The organism is Pseudomonas rossensis (assembly GCF_039888995.1).
GTDB lineage: Bacteria > Pseudomonadota > Gammaproteobacteria > Pseudomonadales > Pseudomonadaceae > Aquipseudomonas > Aquipseudomonas rossensis.
In genome coordinates this window covers 29617-46030 of record NZ_JBBWCB010000009.1, presented here as the reverse complement: position 1 = coordinate 46030, position 16414 = coordinate 29617, and the positions used below count along the sequence as shown (strand labels likewise).

Genomic DNA, 16414 nt, shown 5'->3' with positions numbered 1-16414 from the left:
CAAGCGTTCAGATCCGCTTGGGGCGCATCTAGATGAACCTGCATCAGCACCGTCTCACTACTAGAGAGAAAAATAATGACATCTGCTTTCAAGACCTTCGTTCCGGGCGCTTTGGCCCTCTTGCTACTCCTGCCTACTGCCCTTCAGGCAAAAGAAGTCGAAACCCAACAGAAACTGGCGAACGTGGTGATTCTGGCCACCGGCGGCACCATTGCCGGCGCGGGCGCCAGCGCCGCTAACAGCGCGACCTATCAAGCGGCAAAAGTCGGCATCGAACAATTGATCGCCGGGGTTCCGGAACTCAGCCAGCTGGCTAACGTTCGTGGCGAACAGGTCATGCAGATCGCGTCCGAAAGCATCACCAACGACAACCTGCTGCAACTGGGTCGTCGCGTGGCTGAGCTGGCCGACAGCAAGGACGTCGACGGCATCGTCATCACCCACGGCACCGACACCCTGGAAGAAACCGCCTACTTCCTGAACCTGGTGGAAAAAACCGACAAGCCAATCATCGTTGTCGGCTCCATGCGCCCAGGCACCGCTATGTCGGCCGATGGCATGCTGAATCTGTACAACGCAGTGGCCGTGGCCAGCAGCAAAGAGGCACGCGGCAAAGGCGTACTGGTGACCATGAACGATGAAATTCAGTCGGGTCGCGACGTCAGCAAAATGATCAACATCAAGACCGAGGCGTTCAAAAGTGCCTGGGGCCCACTCGGCATGGTGGTCGAGGGCAAATCCTACTGGTTCCGTCTGCCGGCCAAGCGTCACACCATGGACTCGGAATTCGACATCAAAACCATCAAGAGCCTGCCTGACGTCGAAATCGCCTATTCCTACGGCAATGTCAGTGATACCGCTTACAAAGCGTTGGCTCAGTCTGGCGCCAAAGCCATCATTCACGCCGGTACCGGAAATGGCTCAGTCTCGTCCCGTGTGGTCCCATCGCTGCAAGCCCTGCGCAAGGACGGCGTGCAAATCATTCGTTCGTCCCACGTCAACGTCGGCGGCTTCGTACTGCGTAACGCTGAACAGCCAGACGACAAGTACGACTGGGTTGTGGCGCATGACCTGAACCCGCAAAAAGCCCGCATCCTGGCCATGGTCGCACTGACCAAGACCAACGACAGCAAAGAGCTGCAACGGATGTTCTGGGAATACTGATTCGCCCTCGCCCGACCGGTTCCGGTCGGGCACTGCTTTCACCACTCACCAACCCAGGGGAGTGGTGACTCACACCCCCTTCCGATATTTCGATAAAAAACTTCCCTTCGTCCTACACCAAACGGAAAAAATTGCTGTCAGAGGATTTTCTTGAATTTTAAGCAGTTGCGAAAATGCTTACAGTTAAATACTGTATGCACGTACAGCTTAATAAGGATAATTCCGTGGCCACCACCTCTGCCTCTCCTGACTCCTATGAACGCATGGGTATGCGCGTTCAAAAAATCATCAATTCCCCCACCGCTCAAAAAGCCAAAGCAGCCTTGATCTTCCGTCTACCGGACGAACCTGTGGATGAGTGGGAACAATTGCTCGAAGAAATCGACGAGAACGACAACGTCACCCTCGCCTATCGCGACGATGGCGGGGTGCAGATTTTTTGGGTTGTGCCGAAGGAAGATTGAGTCAATGAGTGTCCGCTGGTTTGCTTTGCTGTTTTTGTTCATCACCCTCGGCGCCGAGGCTGGCGCCCCACGTACCTTCAACGAAGCCAAGAAAGTTGCCTGGAAGCTCTACGCACCGCAATCCACAGAGTTCTATTGCGGGTGCAAATACACCGGCAACAAGGTCAACCTCGCAGCCTGCGGTTATGTACCGCGCAAAAACGCCAAGCGCGCTTCCCGCATCGAGTGGGAGCACATTGTTCCGGCCTGGCAGATCGGCCATCAGCGTCAGTGCTGGCAAGAAGGTGGGCGCAAGAACTGCACGCGTTACGATCCGACCTACCAGAAGGCCGAAGCCGACCTGCACAATCTGGTGCCGAGCATTGGTGAGGTGAATGGCGATCGCAGCAACTTCAGTTTCGGCTGGTTGCCGGTGCAGTCGGGCCAATATGGCTCGTGCCTGACCCAGGTCGACTTCAAGGCGAAGAAGGTCATGCCCCGCCCGTCCATACGCGGCATGATCGCCCGAACGTATTTCTACATGAGCAAGCAATATGGTTTGCGCCTGTCGAAACAGGATCGACAGCTCTACGAAGCCTGGAACAAAACCTATCCGGTAGAGGCCTGGGAACGACAGCGCAACCAAAGCGTGGCGTGCGTCATGGGACGCGGCAACGAGTTTGTCGGCCCGGTCGACATGAAAGCCTGCGGTTAAGCGCTCGCTGAAAACATAAAGGCCTCGGGTTTAACACCCGAGGCCTTTGTTCGTTTCTAACCGCCCGCTTTGTTGTAGCGCCAGTAGCCCATCAGGTTGAGTGATTCCTTGGCAATGCCGCATTCCTTGATCAAGTATTTACGCAGACTCATCACCGCAACCGTTTCCCCGGCGATCCAGCCGTAGAAGCCATCACGGGCAGACTCGGACGTCTCCCAGAGCATGTCTTCGTCGACATCGACTTCCGCCAGTTCCACCACTTCGAATGCTTTCGAAGCGGATGACGGCAGAATGGCCCGACAGACCGCGCCGACCATCAGCGAACCCACTCCAGTCGCGGTAGCGTGATCTCGAATCAGCCATTCAACTGAAAGCCCGGGCCAGTCAGGAACCGGCAACGCATCGTCCACACTGTCTACTTCAAAAAACGCCTGGGTTATCGGTGGCACGGCAAGCGCTGCCAGCTCATCCAGAATGCCAAGCGCAGCGGGCAAGGCCGTGGCATCGGCGACCAATAACAGGTGCTTGAGCTGTTTAGGCGGCTTCCATTCGAAACCGCCCGCGTCATCCGCCGAAAACTGGCGATCAGGTGCGACGATCTGGATCGGCTCACCCGCTACTGCATGAATTGCCCAACGGGATGCAGGGCCGGTTTCGCCGTGCAACACGAAGTCGATATCCACTTCGCCCTGCTCGGCACGCAAATGTCGGATGGTGTAAGTGCGCATCGCCGGGCGCTGGGCAACCGGCATAGAGCGGTAACGTGAATACCAGCCATCGCCATGAGCGAGCCTTGCAGGCGAACCGTCTACAGCCGGAAAGAATAGCTTCACGCGCTGGTCGGGTGCCCAGGTCGCCATTTCGGTAACCATCGGACCGGCCAGAGTGACGCGCATCAAATGAGGACTCAGCGCCTTTTTGTGCCGCAGGACTGCGTCGAATATTTTGTAAGGGGTGGCGGAGGCCATGGGGGGGGGAACTCCTACTGGGAATCGACAGTGACTACGTCTAGAAACGAGTCAATGTGGATCCCCTTTAAGGCGCTCCGTCGAAAGCAGCCTGGAAAAGGACTGCTACTGGGTCACTGGATGTTCGACGACCAGCAATTCGATGTTCTGTTTCTTAGCCCGGGTGAGCGCCGTGCGCACTTCTGTCTGTTTGGCCTCAGCCTCGGCTTTCGAACTGAATGGCCCGAGCAGAATCCGGGTCTTTCCATTTTCCTTGACGATATTGGAAACGAAACTGTGCTCAATCAGCCAGCCGCTCAAATCGCTGACCGCCTGAGGTGTTTCGCCCCGAACTTCGAGATCCCATTGTGGCGCGGATGCCGTCGAAGGTGCAGTCGCAGCCGCCGGTTGCGGCTTTTGCGCGTCAACACTCTTGCCCTCACCGCATCCCGCCAGCGCCAATACCGCGATTACCAAGACCATTTTGCGCACAACGCTTCCCTCAGAATGCTTAAAACGGCGATTTTAGCATTCATGAATACTTCCCGAGTGCCGCAAAATGGGCTCAAAACAACGAGAATGATGGTTGCGGCCTCTGTATAGTTACGCCTTGGGAATTAATGCAGCATCTGCGCGTCAGAAAGAGGCACCCAAACCGTGAGACTTCGCACTAATCTATATATACCACCGACCTCTGCACTGTCCGAATCAGGTGCCCTACAAAGCAATCAAGGAGAAGACCATGCTGATACTCACCCGCAAAGTCGGTGAAAGCATAAATATTGGTGATGACATTACGATCACCATTCTGGGCGTTAGCGGCCAGCAAGTCAGAATTGGCATCAATGCCCCGAAAGACGTTGCGGTTCATCGCGAAGAAATCTATCAGCGCATTCAGGCTGGCCTCACCGCTCCAGACAAACCGCAGACTCCCTGAATCCTGTTGCAGTCAGTAGCCAGCCCGTTCGTTACAGCACAATGGCTGGCTAAAGATTCATGCTCGGCATTTTGCTGAGCACTCGCCTCCTCCCCCCATTACGTGAAGCCGATGCTACCGGCTTCGGCCACGCCGTGGCTGTCAGATTATTCGCTTTAACCCCGACGAATCACGCCGTTATTAGCCGAATGTCACACCGCGCGCCATGCCGGTGGCCGCAATCACCATCAACATCAACAACAGCGCTTCGATATGGCTGATGCGTGCAAACAGCTGGGCTCGGCCCTGGTCAATCGAAGCGCCCCTGCCCAAGGCGATCCGCCACTTGATCAAGGTGATCATGGGTGCCACTTCAAGCAGCAGAATGATCACGAACAGCGTCATCTTCAGATGGAACAACGGCTGATGAAGGTAATAGTCGGTGCCTTTTTCGTACCCACCAAAGGCCCGCATCAAACCTGTGATCAGCAAAATACCCGCACAGATGCCCCATACGTTATCGACAACCAGCACGCTGCGAACCTGCGCCGTACCGACGACCAGGCGGCTTAACGCCGTCCCTCGGGTGAGCACCGCCCAGAGGCCCAAGGCAACAGCCAAGAGGTGGATCGCCGCAAGAAACCAGTGAGACAGCATAGGGATGCTCCTGACAGGGATAAGGAAATGGGCTTGTCAGTAGTAGTCCAAAATCTGGAAATCTGCCTGCCAGGCACGTCAATCATGCAGTTGCATAGCGGGCGGTATGGCGTCACCAGTGAGGATGGGGTGAGGTGTTTTGAGTGGTTCTTTTCGGCGCGGGTGCTGGAGGATGATTTTGCTTATTGGTCGATTTGAGTAACAGGCCGTGACACGACTGGCGAACAGCCAGCTATCTCCCTATCATGCCGCCCACTGGCCCCTGCGTAAGGAGCCAGAGGATAATCATTCAAAAGGGAATAGACGTGAAAGAGTTCGTAATTGGCGTAAACAACGTAGTTCTGTACGTCGCACTGGCCGTTATCTGGATCGCCGCAGTGGTCATGATCTTCGTTCAGGGCTTCTGGTCCGGGGCAGGCGTTTTCATTACCGGCACCCTGACGTGGTGCATCATCTCCGGCTTCTGGTTTGTACAGTCGGCGACTTATGAAGAACTGAAGAAGTTGAACGCCAGGTAAGATTGGTTTTAGTTGGTTGGACCTACCACACTGGTCCGACGTTGTTGAGATGAACCACACCAGTAGTGATTCATGCTCTTCATGCAACATTTGTAACGAGGGGGCAATCCCCTCGTTACAGTGCCTGGCGACTACCCAGGCTTGTGGTTATCCAGTACGCGATTGACCGCTAACTCACCCATCATGATCACCTGTTGCAGCACCGGCATCGTCTTGCGCTGCGGGCCTTCCATTAGGCCGGCGCTGACAGATGTGCCCAGCAAGGGCACGTTGAAGATCGTGGGAGGCGTCTATCGCCTTGCTAGAGGCAAAGTAGACTTGATTGCCTGACTTAGTAGCGCTGCACCGATGCCGAGATCCAGATGTGAAGAGCCCAGCGCGATGGCTGGGGTCTGGTTATTTTCTGTTTTCCATCATCTTGTCGGCGAGAGCTTTGGCCCTTTCAATCAACAGATTCTGCCTGTCTTCATGAGTAGCCCCTCCTACAACCGGTGCCGTCAGATTGCTTTCCGCAATCAACGCAGCGCAGAAGTATTGATCCCAAACAGCTCTGTCCTCAGATACCGGCTTGTTCATTTGGTCGGCGATCATATGCGGCTCCTTTTGATGAGGTAGCACCGCTATCTTACGCCTGAATCACTGGCAACCCGTGCCGCTGAAGCTAATCGGCAAACCAGGTGATCATTGACCGGCCCAAGGAGAGCCTGTCACCGCCGTTTCTCGCTAGCCGATGGCCAGCGCCTTCAGTCGTCTCTATCGTCACGATCACGATCATGATCATGATCACGACCGTGATTGCGTTCATACCCCTGATCATTATCACGACGATCATATCTGCGGTCATACCCTCGATCATCGTCATAACCTCGGTCATATCCACGACGGTAATCATGACCCCGATCACGATCTCGACCGTACCTTTCTCCGTCGTCCCAGTGAGGCCCACAGCCTCCCAACAGGAGAGAGCCTGAAATGGCCATGAACATTATTACTGCACGCTTCATTTGAACGTCCTGAATGCAAAGGTCAGCGATATGACCGTGAGGCCGCTCAATGATTCACAGATCAGATACAGCAAGCCAAATCCAAAGCCTGAATTAACAACGCGCTGATCGGCAAGGGGGCACCAGTAAGCGCGGTTCGCTTCGGCGAGAACGCCTATCACGTCATCAAGCGGGCCACCGGCAAAGTGAAGACACGACGAAAAGAAGGTCGAGTACCTGGAGGTGGGTGCCGAGCTGGCGTTTTGAGTGGGGGTTTTGCAAAAGTTTTGCAAATCGCAGGCAACAAAAAAGGGCCCACCTTTCGGTGAGCCCTTCTAGACCGCCCAGCAGAGCGGATTTTGTTTGGTAGGCGCGATTGGACTCGAACCAACGACCCCCACCATGTCAATGTCTGCTTGAGCAAGCTGCAAGCCCTGCTGCTCTTGGATTCCACAGAACGCCCATTCACATCATGAGGCGTCAACAATGGCCAATTTCCGCTTACTTCCGTCCGGCAACTGGAACGCTCAGGTCCGGGTAAAGGGTAAATCTCCCCAATCGAAAACCTTCAGCACCAAAGCCGAAGCAGAGTCATGGGCGAAACAAATCGAAGCCGTTACGGTGGATCGCAAGCATCACACTATATATACGTTGGGCATGACCTACTGCGAGACGATGCTCAAGGGTAAGGGCAGCTACGACCATGCCCTGAAGATCGTGGAACATCTGGGCAGGCACTTCACCCAGCCCATTCACGAAATCACGCCGCAAATGATTAATGACTTCAAGATTATGCGATTGAAGAAGGTGAAGCCGTCCACGTGCAGAACGCAACTTGCATTCATGTCCCGCTTTTACAGGTTCGCCAAACGAGGCCTACTGATCGACATCCCCAACCCTGTCAGTTCTATCGCACTCCCAAAGCCTGGTCGGTCTTCAGACAAGGTGATTAGTGCAAGCGAGCTTGAGCGGTTACTGGCAAAGCTGTCACCCATCATGAAACCCATTGTCGAATTGGCATATGAGACTGCCATGCGCCGCTCTGAGATCCTAAAGCTGACCAAAGACTGCCTGCACCTCAAAGAGCGGATTGCCGATGTGATTGATGGGAAGAACGGCACACGGTCAGTCCCCCTCACCCACCGTGCAGTGGAAATTCTCCAACTCGCACAACTGTGTGCGACCGTAGAACGTCACCCGAACAACCTGATCTTCCCGGTCACTCCACATGCAGTTTCTCAGGCCGTGCGATTGGCACGAGTAAAGGCAGGCTTGGACAGTAGTGTTCGACTGCACCAGCTAAGGCACACCAGAATAACGAACGTCGCAAAAAAGGGGTTCAACAACGCCCAGATAATGATCGTGTCAGGCCACCGGGATACACGATCCGTAGCGCGATACTCACATCTGAATGTCAGAGACGTTCTGCACCTTATCGACTGATTCCAGCCCTTCAGCCAACGCAATCGCGTTGGCTTCCCCTCAGCATTGGTTTTAACTGTGCTAGTGCTGCATCGGCAATCGCTCTGCAAGCGGATGATTGGATTATCCACGACAGCAGCACGATGATGGTTCACGCCTGCTCTTACTCTCCGGGGTACGGACCAGAGTCTGTAATTCGCACCAGCGTTGCGTTTACTGAGCGTGTTAACCGGGAGTGGGTATACCGAACTTATCAGGGCTTCCTGACTGATGAAGAGTTCGTGGCCATCCTCGATAACGGTAAAGACTTGTACTTCCACGCAGATGACTTGCGTGAGCGACTTCCGAAGTACGCGGCTTACCGGGCTGAGCGGGAAGAAGAACAAATGGCGGAATACCAAGCAGCGATGCAGAAGTACTTCGATGAGCAAGAAAACGCAGCATAACAAGTTTGGCGCCTGCATGGCGGGCGCCTTTATGAGCCCATGGAGGGCATAGGGATATATGAATCAAGTAGCAACTAGCATCGAACCACTGGTTACAATTAGCAGTGTGGAGATTGCCGAACTTACCGGCAAACAACACTCTCATGTTCTTCGCGACATCCGCCTCGTGTTGAGTCGGTTAGGTTTAGGGCAGCACCGATTCGCTGGAAAATACAAGGATGTAAGCAGCCGTTGGCGACCACTCTTTAATTTGCCTCGACGTGAACTCTATCAACTGCTTGCTGGGTACAGTTTCGACATCCGTGCCAAAGTCGTTGATCACTGGCACCGGGTAGAGGCCACGTCTGTACCCGTAACGACGCACGCTCCGGAAGTATCGCGACCAGTGCTTACCCTTGTTCCCGAGGTAGCCAAGCCAGGTGTACAGGGCGAGCCCCTGACCATGAGCAGCTTGGAGATTGCTGAACTGACGGGCAAGCGCCACGACAACGTGAGAGCGGACATCAAAAAGATGGCCGAAGAGCTTTCCCTGAAAATTCAGGAGAAGTTTGAAGCCTCCAGCGGTGGTCGCCGTTCGAAGGCGTATGTGATGGAACGCCGGGAAGTAGACATCCTGCTCACCGGCTACAGCACCGCAATGCGTGCCGCTGTAATCGACCGCTGGCGAGAACTGGAAGCACAGGCAGCTAAGCCGCAAGCTCTCGCTCTGCCTGACTTCACTAACCCAGCGATGGCCGCTCGTGCATGGGCCTCGGAATTCGAAGGGCGTGTACTTGCACTGGAGACGGTGAAAGTTCTCGATCAGAAAATTGCTGAGGACGCATCGAAGGTAGGGTTCTACGAGGATGTTGCTGTAGCTGAAGGTTGTCAGACCATGAAGCAAGTTGCGGACGAGTTAGGTGTAGGCAGAAACAGTCTGTACAAATACTTGCGGAAACATAAGGTTCTCATTGAGCATGGAAAAGACCATAACGCACCATATCAAGTACAGAAGGATGCAGGGCGCTTCACAGTAGTATTAGAGCCGTATCCGCACCCGTACACAGGTAAGACTGAATTTAGCCCTCTTACTATGGTGACTGGCAAGGGACTTATTTTCATTCGCGAGCTGATTGAAAAACACGGTCGCCAAGGCCTGACTAAGGACTAAAGGCCATGTTCAAAGACGCTGTTGAATACAAACCGGGGCATTGGCTTGCTCCGGGGAGTAAAGCCTTGGAACTGTACAAAGAGAAGAAGTGGGCCGAACTTGAAGCACTTCTGAAGGAAACTGATGCCGCTTGGCGGAAACTAGAGGGACGTAAATGAAGGGTTTATATATTGAACAGCTTAAACGCAATAATGCCGAACTTTGGAGAATCAATAACATTTTGGCCGTTATGGGTTACTCGTTACCAAAACTTCTAGCTGAACAGAAGAAGAAAAAGAAATGATTAGTCAGGCAGAAATCGCAGCAGAAGCATTGTTACTCGGCTTGTCGGAAGAGGTGGTTCGCTGGCACTACCTTCCGCACTGGGCAAGCGACACCGCAGATGGAGAATGGGTGCAATATGCCCAACTTTCAACTAAGGATGGTCGCCGGATGGGGAATGCACTCATCTTGGCGGTTACTACGGTGGAGTGGGATGGCCAGCCCGTGGACTTGCACACCATCTTTACTGACTACGGTAATATTCTTGAACTAACTGAACGAGAACTTGCTTCTCAGTTCCACCCGCCGAAGTGGAAGATTCAAGTAGAAAGAGTTGAACGGCGAGTTCGTTACATCTTGGACTACAAGGAATGAAGCCAAAGCACATGCGGGCATATATGGACTGCGCCCACGCATTTGCTCGCTGTAGTGTTGGAGAACGGTTGAAAGTGGGGACGGTGATTGTTAAAGGCAATCGTATCATCTCGTGCGGGTATAACGCACTACCAGAGCACTTGCACGGCCCATTAGAGGATGGCAACAACAAAACTAAGCCAGAGGTACGGCATAGCGAGAAGAACGCTTTGATGGGCCTTGTGCACTCTTCAGAGAGTGCAGTTGGTGCAACTATGTTCTGCACACACTCCAGTTGTTATCTGTGTGCGACTATCGCCGCAGTTGCTGTAAGCGGCGTACTGCAAAGAAGTTTTATCTACTCAACGGCCGACTAAAGGCGCACTCTTCGGCTTGACTTTTCGCCAAAAGCCCTTATCATTCGCAACCCAGCCGCAAAGGCTGACCCGCAACACCTCTCCCTACTAATAGACGCCACCCCGCTTGCTCAAGCCCAATAGGCCACTGGACAGAAGCGGTTTTCGTGCGTCCGCAATAAGGGTCACGCGTTCCCAACCGACAATACCGGAACACACCGAGGGTTTGCCTATGAACTGAACTAGCACTAGGAATAACATATATGAAAACGAGCACTACTACGCCGGCAAGAAGCGAATGCCCTACTCAGCAACTTCGCACAAAGGTGGCGTCAGCACGCACTACAACTATCGGGGACGTTATCTACGATAAAGTCACAAAAGAGTATTATGGCGACTATATAAGGACGCCATATATACCAGAGCCAGCCCCGGAAAATCCTGGAGAGTCTGACCGCGTTAAGGGCAACTGGTACATTGCCGAGGATGGCAGTCCCCTGCCCCAGGAATGCAAACAGACTCCATCTGAATATCTCGCTCCGGTTGTTGACCTGATCCCGATGCAACCTATTCAGCAGGCCGAGCACAAGTCCAAGGCCGGGAAGAAACCTCAAGTCATTAACAACCCGCTGGCCGCTGCATTGAGCACCCTCAGACTGGAAGGCAGACCCACGCCTTGGCTGGACGACTTTGCTTTCGGGGCTATATGTACCGGACCTGGCTTAATAAAAGGAAAGCACAGCGTTGCTCTCGCGGATGTGAAGAAGTTGCTGCGACTACCAGAGCTTTCAGTAGCAACAGCGGCAGAGCATCTTCTTAACCATGACAGGCAGCCCATTGGCACGCGACAGCTACAAAGAGTGGTCGAAGCGGCGAGAACTGCACTGCGTGGTATCGCACTGCACCTTGAGCGCCACCCTGACATTCTGCGATCCGTTGATGCGGATATTGACTTCGACAAGTTCTGGGAAATCAAGGACGAACAGACTAAGCCAGCTGCCACCGCACAGCACCCTAAGAAGAAGCAGGCGCTGGAGATGATCAGGGCAGGGGTTCCAACCAAGACCACCGCAAGGGAACTTGGCATATCCAAGAACACAGTCAAGAAGTGGGACCACGAGGCACAGGCAGCAGTAGTGGCAGGGGGTCAATGATCGTTGATTAGCGACAGATATATAGAGTGAACTCGCCATGTTCAGCATGGTGAGTGAACGAATCGCCAAAGCAGAGCTTTGAGATTAACTACTTCTATAATATATTTCACTTGTGACGTTACCGTCAATAACCTGTGCCCTCAGGCACGGATGACAACTCTATAGGTTCAAGGGGAGATGGGGCGGACAGCCCTCCCCGCTTTGCTTTTGCTCTCAACCTTGCTTAGTAACTTGTGGCGTGAGCCACGATTGAGCAACCCAACAGGAAATAACACAGGGAATAAGTCCGTGCCTGTGGGCACAAGTTATACATGCACAGTTCAGAGCAAGAGCGGGAGGGGGTCACCCCCTATCCTCCCTTCTTTAACCTCTACAGTTATTAACTAACTAAAATACTGAATAGAAGATTACTACGTGACGCAAACGTCACAGCTAATCTGGCAAGGGAATAACCTCTACCAGTAGGGGTGGAATGGTGCTGCACCACCCTGTTCTCCGCTTGTACCATGCCGAGAGGCATAAGATATGTTGCTCCGTGGCGGAACGCCACACATTACCCCTGCTGAGTTTACTCTACCGGGCGTGAATATCAGGATCTTCATCTGCCACCGAGACAACTAAGTGTAAAACCAATAGTGGAAGGAACAGTGGAGCGATTAGAACTAACCGGGAGCCTAAACCCACCCACAAGAGAAAAATAAAAGCAACTTTTTTTACATGAATGTATTGACACTACACCAAAGTGTGGTATCATTCTCTTAGTGGAAGTAACAACTTACCCACTCTCTTTCAATACCCCCAAAACATCCCCCCCTGCTACGTCATAGTTAGGACCATTCCTTTCCCAACTATGTCGCATTACTTCGTTCCCGATTCCGAAGCAGAATGATCGGTTTAGTTGCACAGCGATAGACTTAGACTTTCCGAGATTTCAAAAGTCTTCACTGTAAAGCCTCGGCCAGAGGTGCAACGAAACTGGCCACTAATTCGCTCTGCAATAGAGCAATAAGCACTTGCCCATAACGAGTGCACACACTGGCAGTACCAATCGCCCGCAACCTCAAGTCTGAGGAACGGGTTCTTTTTGTCTTGAATAAAGGCTGACATTCATTCAGAGGTAACTAACATGGTTAATAAACGCCGTCCGCTTCGCAAACACTGCTGTGAGTCTTGCAGCCGCAACTTCTTCTCTAGGTCCAGCCTATCTCGGTTCTGTTCAGTTCAGTGCCAAGTCAAAACTTGGCGAGCCAACAACAAGTTTACGGTTGAACAACTAGAAGATCAGTTCATCGCCCAGGAACTGGAGAACACCAGCCAACTAGCACAGGGAGCCGCTTAATGAACAACAAGACAGTCTGGCTTGAGGTCGATAAGACTAACCAAGCAATTCTTTCGTACTTCTTGGAACAACCAACCTCTGTATCGGACAAGGTTGATTATGTCCAAGCGACCCAAGACGAACTGACCTTCTTGAACGCCTTGGAAGACGCCGTACTCCCAGCCGGGATGGTAGCCACTATCAGCGACTTAGAGGCTCACCGGGCCCGACTAGCAACGACAAAAACAAAGACAGAGACAACACCAGCTACCAAGTTCGCTCCCATGGCCCCACAGCAGCCTTCTAACGGCGATAGCGAGCGTAGTACCACCAACCCAAAGACCAATAAAAACAAGGCCAAGGCTAGCCTTATCAGCGCCCTTCGCAAACACCGTTCACGCAAGTAACCCAAGGAAACCCGATATGACTACTACAAAGCAATATAACTATGGCACCGAAGTTGTCGAGTTCATCAAACACGATGGTGAGGCTTTACAAAAACTCATCGAACAGCGAGAAGTTGATTACTTTCGCCGCAGCGAATCTTTGCTCCACCCGAAAATTGGAGTCCACGTAAGTTGGTCTAGTGGTCAACCACTAGCTGTGGCCCTTAAGGATCTAACCGAATTGTTGCTTGAAGGCTATAAAGTAGTTACAGCTTACTCCAAGCCTCTTGACCTCAATGTGCAACTTCGGAAGCCAGACTCTCTTATTGATTCTGACTTGAGTAATATTATAGAGCAGGCCAGGGCTGACTACGACGAAGAGCGGTATATCCAGAACGCTGAGGAAACAAAGCGTCAGGTTGCTTTCACTGTAGCCCGTGAGATGCGGGAAGCCGATGCAACAGCAGCCAAAGCCGCAGCAGATAGGTTGGTTACTATCCAAGATGCCGCACTGGCGGATTTGCTCGCGGCCTACGCGAAACCATCCAAGCCTAAGACAAAGAAGGTTGACGAGGTGACTGCGTGACTTCGGAATACCCCACAAAGCTGTTGGGCGTGAAATTCACAGATGATGAGTTCCTCTTACTTAACGGCGACGCACGCAAGCACAAGATGCCCGTGCGTGATTTTGTGGAATACATGGTCCGGTGCTACATCAATTCGGCACAGCAGGATCAACGGGGCAAGACGAGGTAACCGTCCCACGGAGTAGGTCGGACATTACAGGGTCTTACAAATAGGTATCGCATCACGCCCATGGGGAGGCTTAGGCAATCCACCACCAGCAAACACGCCTGAAACACCCCCGCCAACACCGATGGTTGTAGATGTCACTGGTCTTTAACATATTAAATGGAGTCGTCAGATTCCTACTAATAGCAAACAAGATAGTTCATCAAAACCTTAATTGCCCACCGAAACTAATTATCTCTTACACTAGAGAAACTTTCTCACCAAGGGAAACCAAGACACTAACAGGAGAGAAACTTTTATTAGTGTAATAGAAAACGTGTCAGTTATATAAAAACATTAGTGTACGAGATAAAAAGTTTTCTAAAAGTATTGACCCCACCATCACCACCTGTTCTATTCTTAGGCATTCACCACAACTGAGAACTTCAGAAATGTTTGCCAAAAAGCCACCGCCCAGCGCCCCTGAAGATGTTTGGTACACGAAAGCAAAAGATGGTGCTGCACACCTCTTGTCTCATCTTGCGCCGTTCCTGATGCAAAGCTTCAATTACTCCGAACGATGGGTGAGGCAGCACTCAAACATAGGCCTCGGGGCGACACTTAATGCGTTCACGCTGAAGTACGACCTTTATTTCAGACTGTTCCCTAACCCCGAAACTGGCTGGCCACGAGAGACACTGGTACTTGCTCGGATAGGTTTCAAAGATCCACGCAATGGACATGGTCGCCGTTTATTGACTCTGATTATCGGACTCGCCTCTGAGATTGGCTATCAGCATATCGCCATCGAATGCGCCAACGAGAACTCCAGTGCTTTTGGCAAACGCTTTGGCCTTCAGCCAATGGATGACCGTGGCCTTAACTGGATCGGCTCCGTTGATGACGTCCGTCGAGCCCTTGGACAGCCTGTGTAACTTGTTGGGCGAAACGCCCGCTAGTCGAAGTTTAATCTAACGTTGTCGCTGGCCATTAACGCGGAACTATCGAGCAAGTATTCGAGTATCTATTCCTCTTAAGTGGCTCAGCGACCGTTAGTATTATTTTGTAGCACGTCAAAACCCCTGCTTCCGGGACCTACACTACAGCCGGGTCAAGCAAAGTCCTCTCGACACGCGGCTTTCCCACCCTAACGCCAGATTTCCTCACACCAGCCTGATCACAGCACAAGGAATTGCCAGACCTCCATCACAGCGGGGCGGCATCGCAGGATCGGCCTCAATACACCCAGCGGCTTGAATGCCACTTAAACGGTCGTTGCACCGTCACATGCCCCCCCCTGATCAATGCCTCGGCGTCGAGCTCGAGCAGGCCAGCAAGCAGGTCAACAACCCTCGAATGAAGCATTTTAACAATTCGTTGTCGAACGACTGCAATATGTTAAGATGGGTCAACCCGAGATAATGAGGCTAGAAAATGAAACAGGTAGTGGCTTACGCAAGGATGAGTACAGACGATCAGTGCCTGTCGGTAGCTGGTCAGTTTGCCGCTATCCAGATCGCCGCCGAGACACACGACTGGCAAATCGTCGCCCAGTTCACGGATGAGGGCGTGTCAGGTTCTATCGACCCCCTGGAGCGAGCCCAATGCCGCCTAGCTCTGGCAATGGCGAAAGGTTTGGATTGCCCGGTGGTCGTCCACCGTGTTGACCGCCTGACCCGTGACCACGGCCACTTCGTTACCCTGCAAAAGAAGTTCACGTTCATCGAGGCTGAAGATGTTCACGGCAATCGCCTTGTCCGCAACATCAAGTCGTTGCTGGCCGAAGAAGAGTTGATCAAGATCCGCAAGCGGACGAAGGATGGTCTGGCAGAGTTGAAAACCCTTGCCGCCAATGGTGATATCGAAGCACTGGCGAAGATTGCCCGTCGTGACGCTGGCCGTGCGAAGGCTTGGGAAGTAGGCAACGGCGCCGCAATGGAAGCGAAGAAACAGAATGCTGACAACCGGGCGGACGCAATCGCTCATCACATCAAGGCGTGCCTGTACGATGGTTGCACGTCCTTTGTGGCGATTGCTCAGTGCTTAAACTCTAAGGGCGTGACCACGGCCAAAAGCAAGGCATTCCAGCCGATGACTGTATCCCGGCTCATGACCCGTCTTGACCTGTCATTCAAGGATAAAGTGTAAAGAAGCAGATTATAGCCGGTCAATATGCTCTACAAGCTCCTGTAGCAGCGTATATGTCATTCTAGCTAATAAGCCAGCCAAGCCCACAGCATATTTTAGAATTAGCCGTTATGGCGCCTTATACGCAGCCCTATGGGGTTAAGACTCGACTGCCATAATCCTGAATTTCACCAATCGCCCGATACCGGCCTGTGATATTCGCAGCCAGCCAAACACTACCGATATTAGCCAACGGCAAGTGTCGAATTTGAAAAGTTCGGGGTATCTACGGATTAGTAAGTGGCTTACGACCGACAGAGAACGGTCAATAGGAATTATCAACAGCACCTACAAGTTTATTTAAA

Annotated in this window: 21 protein-coding genes and 2 pseudogenes; 17 read left to right on the top strand and 6 right to left on the bottom strand. The window is 52.6% G+C overall.

The genetic code is table 11. The features are described from left to right. The first annotated feature begins 75 nt into the window (after window positions 1-75). The 3 genes from WLY71_RS04850 to WLY71_RS04840 all read left to right on the top strand — a co-directional run bounded on the left by WLY71_RS04850 (window position 76) and on the right by WLY71_RS04840 (window position 2322). Window positions 76-1164, top strand: coding sequence for an asparaginase (locus WLY71_RS04850; RefSeq protein ID WP_347802698.1), 1089 nt, complete (start codon window positions 76-78; stop codon window positions 1162-1164). Window positions 1165-1337: 173 nt separating this feature from the next. Continuing rightward, a complete protein-coding gene (locus WLY71_RS04845; protein WP_095128572.1) occupies window positions 1338-1628 on the top strand; it encodes a DUF1654 domain-containing protein in 291 nt (96 codons plus the stop codon). Between the two features lie 4 nt (window positions 1629-1632). Then, the gene (locus WLY71_RS04840) at window positions 1633-2322 is read left to right on the top strand and encodes an endonuclease (RefSeq protein WP_347802697.1); all 690 of its coding nucleotides are present in this window, start codon (window positions 1633-1635) and stop codon (window positions 2320-2322) included. A 56-nt stretch (window positions 2323-2378) separates the two neighbouring features. On the opposite strand, the gene WLY71_RS04835 is transcribed toward WLY71_RS04840, so the two are convergent. Then, window positions 2379-3290 (bottom strand): siderophore-interacting protein, encoded by a 912-nt coding sequence (locus WLY71_RS04835; protein WP_347802696.1) that lies wholly within the window; start codon window positions 3288-3290, stop codon window positions 2379-2381. Window positions 3291-3395: 105 nt separating this feature from the next. Continuing rightward, on the bottom strand, window positions 3396-3761 hold the full coding sequence (locus tag WLY71_RS04830; protein WP_347802695.1) for an SPOR domain-containing protein: 366 nt from the start codon (window positions 3759-3761) through the stop codon (window positions 3396-3398). A gap of 250 nt (window positions 3762-4011) precedes the next feature. Between WLY71_RS04830 and csrA the strand changes: the two genes are divergently transcribed. Further along, window positions 4012-4206, top strand: coding sequence for a carbon storage regulator CsrA (gene csrA / locus WLY71_RS04825; protein ID WP_007938114.1), 195 nt, complete (start codon window positions 4012-4014; stop codon window positions 4204-4206). A gap of 180 nt (window positions 4207-4386) precedes the next feature. Here csrA and WLY71_RS04820 read toward each other — a convergent pair whose 3' ends face one another. Then, a complete protein-coding gene (locus tag WLY71_RS04820; protein WP_347802694.1) occupies window positions 4387-4842 on the bottom strand; it encodes a DUF2214 family protein in 456 nt (151 codons plus the stop codon). A gap of 305 nt (window positions 4843-5147) precedes the next feature. On the opposite strand from WLY71_RS04820, the gene WLY71_RS04815 reads away from it, so the two are divergent. Further along, window positions 5148-5360, top strand: a complete 213-nt coding sequence (locus WLY71_RS04815; RefSeq protein WP_033061943.1) for a hypothetical protein — start codon at window positions 5148-5150, stop codon at window positions 5358-5360. A gap of 131 nt (window positions 5361-5491) precedes the next feature. Here WLY71_RS04815 and WLY71_RS04810 read toward each other — a convergent pair. Continuing rightward, window positions 5492-5596 (bottom strand): annotated as a pseudogene (locus WLY71_RS04810) (DUF6124 family protein); the annotation flags it as partial. 1 nt (window position 5597) lies between these two features. Here WLY71_RS04810 and WLY71_RS04805 point away from each other — a divergent pair. Continuing rightward, window positions 5598-5690: pseudogene (locus WLY71_RS04805) on the top strand (carbonic anhydrase); the annotation flags it as partial. Between the two features lie 66 nt (window positions 5691-5756). Here WLY71_RS04805 and WLY71_RS04800 read toward each other — a convergent pair. After that, window positions 5757-5951, bottom strand: coding sequence for a hypothetical protein (locus WLY71_RS04800; RefSeq protein WP_111452631.1), 195 nt, complete (start codon window positions 5949-5951; stop codon window positions 5757-5759). Between the two features lie 152 nt (window positions 5952-6103). Continuing rightward, entirely contained in the window at window positions 6104-6364 is a 261-nt protein-coding gene (locus WLY71_RS31260; protein WP_425589911.1) for a hypothetical protein, read from the bottom strand. Window positions 6365-6829: 465 nt separating this feature from the next. Between WLY71_RS31260 and WLY71_RS04790 the strand changes: the two genes are divergently transcribed. The 11 genes from WLY71_RS04790 (at window position 6830) to WLY71_RS04745 (ending at window position 16070) form a co-directional block, all read left to right on the top strand. Then, on the top strand, window positions 6830-7786 hold the full coding sequence (locus tag WLY71_RS04790) for a tyrosine-type recombinase/integrase (protein WP_347802692.1): 957 nt from the start codon (window positions 6830-6832) through the stop codon (window positions 7784-7786). Between the two features lie 122 nt (window positions 7787-7908). After that, window positions 7909-8211 (top strand): hypothetical protein, encoded by a 303-nt coding sequence (locus WLY71_RS04785; RefSeq protein WP_347802691.1) that lies wholly within the window; start codon window positions 7909-7911, stop codon window positions 8209-8211. 58 nt (window positions 8212-8269) lie between these two features. Next, on the top strand, window positions 8270-9361 hold the full coding sequence (locus WLY71_RS04780; RefSeq protein ID WP_347802690.1) for a Rha family transcriptional regulator: 1092 nt from the start codon (window positions 8270-8272) through the stop codon (window positions 9359-9361). A gap of 5 nt (window positions 9362-9366) precedes the next feature. Further along, complete coding sequence (locus WLY71_RS04775) at window positions 9367-9519, top strand: hypothetical protein (protein ID WP_347802689.1); 153 nt, start codon at window positions 9367-9369, stop codon at window positions 9517-9519. A 121-nt stretch (window positions 9520-9640) separates the two neighbouring features. Next, window positions 9641-9997 carry a hypothetical protein gene (locus WLY71_RS04770; protein ID WP_347802688.1) on the top strand — a complete coding sequence of 119 codons (357 nt, stop codon included), beginning with the start codon at window positions 9641-9643 and terminating at the stop codon, window positions 9995-9997. After that, window positions 9994-10353 (top strand): deaminase, encoded by a 360-nt coding sequence (locus WLY71_RS31255; RefSeq protein WP_425589910.1) that lies wholly within the window; start codon window positions 9994-9996, stop codon window positions 10351-10353. Before WLY71_RS04770 ends, WLY71_RS31255 begins: the two co-directional genes overlap by 4 nt. A gap of 242 nt (window positions 10354-10595) precedes the next feature. Continuing rightward, entirely contained in the window at window positions 10596-11486 is an 891-nt protein-coding gene (locus tag WLY71_RS04765) for a helix-turn-helix transcriptional regulator (RefSeq protein ID WP_347802687.1), read from the top strand. Window positions 11487-12824: 1338 nt separating this feature from the next. Beyond that, window positions 12825-13211, top strand: a complete 387-nt coding sequence (locus WLY71_RS04760; protein WP_347802686.1) for a hypothetical protein — start codon at window positions 12825-12827, stop codon at window positions 13209-13211. A 16-nt stretch (window positions 13212-13227) separates the two neighbouring features. Next, a complete protein-coding gene (locus WLY71_RS04755; RefSeq protein WP_347802685.1) occupies window positions 13228-13776 on the top strand; it encodes a hypothetical protein in 549 nt (182 codons plus the stop codon). 598 nt (window positions 13777-14374) lie between these two features. Beyond that, the gene (locus WLY71_RS04750) at window positions 14375-14857 is read left to right on the top strand and encodes a hypothetical protein (protein WP_347802684.1); all 483 of its coding nucleotides are present in this window, start codon (window positions 14375-14377) and stop codon (window positions 14855-14857) included. A gap of 499 nt (window positions 14858-15356) precedes the next feature. Further along, window positions 15357-16070, top strand: a complete 714-nt coding sequence (locus WLY71_RS04745) for a recombinase family protein (protein WP_347802683.1) — start codon at window positions 15357-15359, stop codon at window positions 16068-16070. The last annotated feature ends 344 nt before the right edge of the window (window positions 16071-16414 follow it).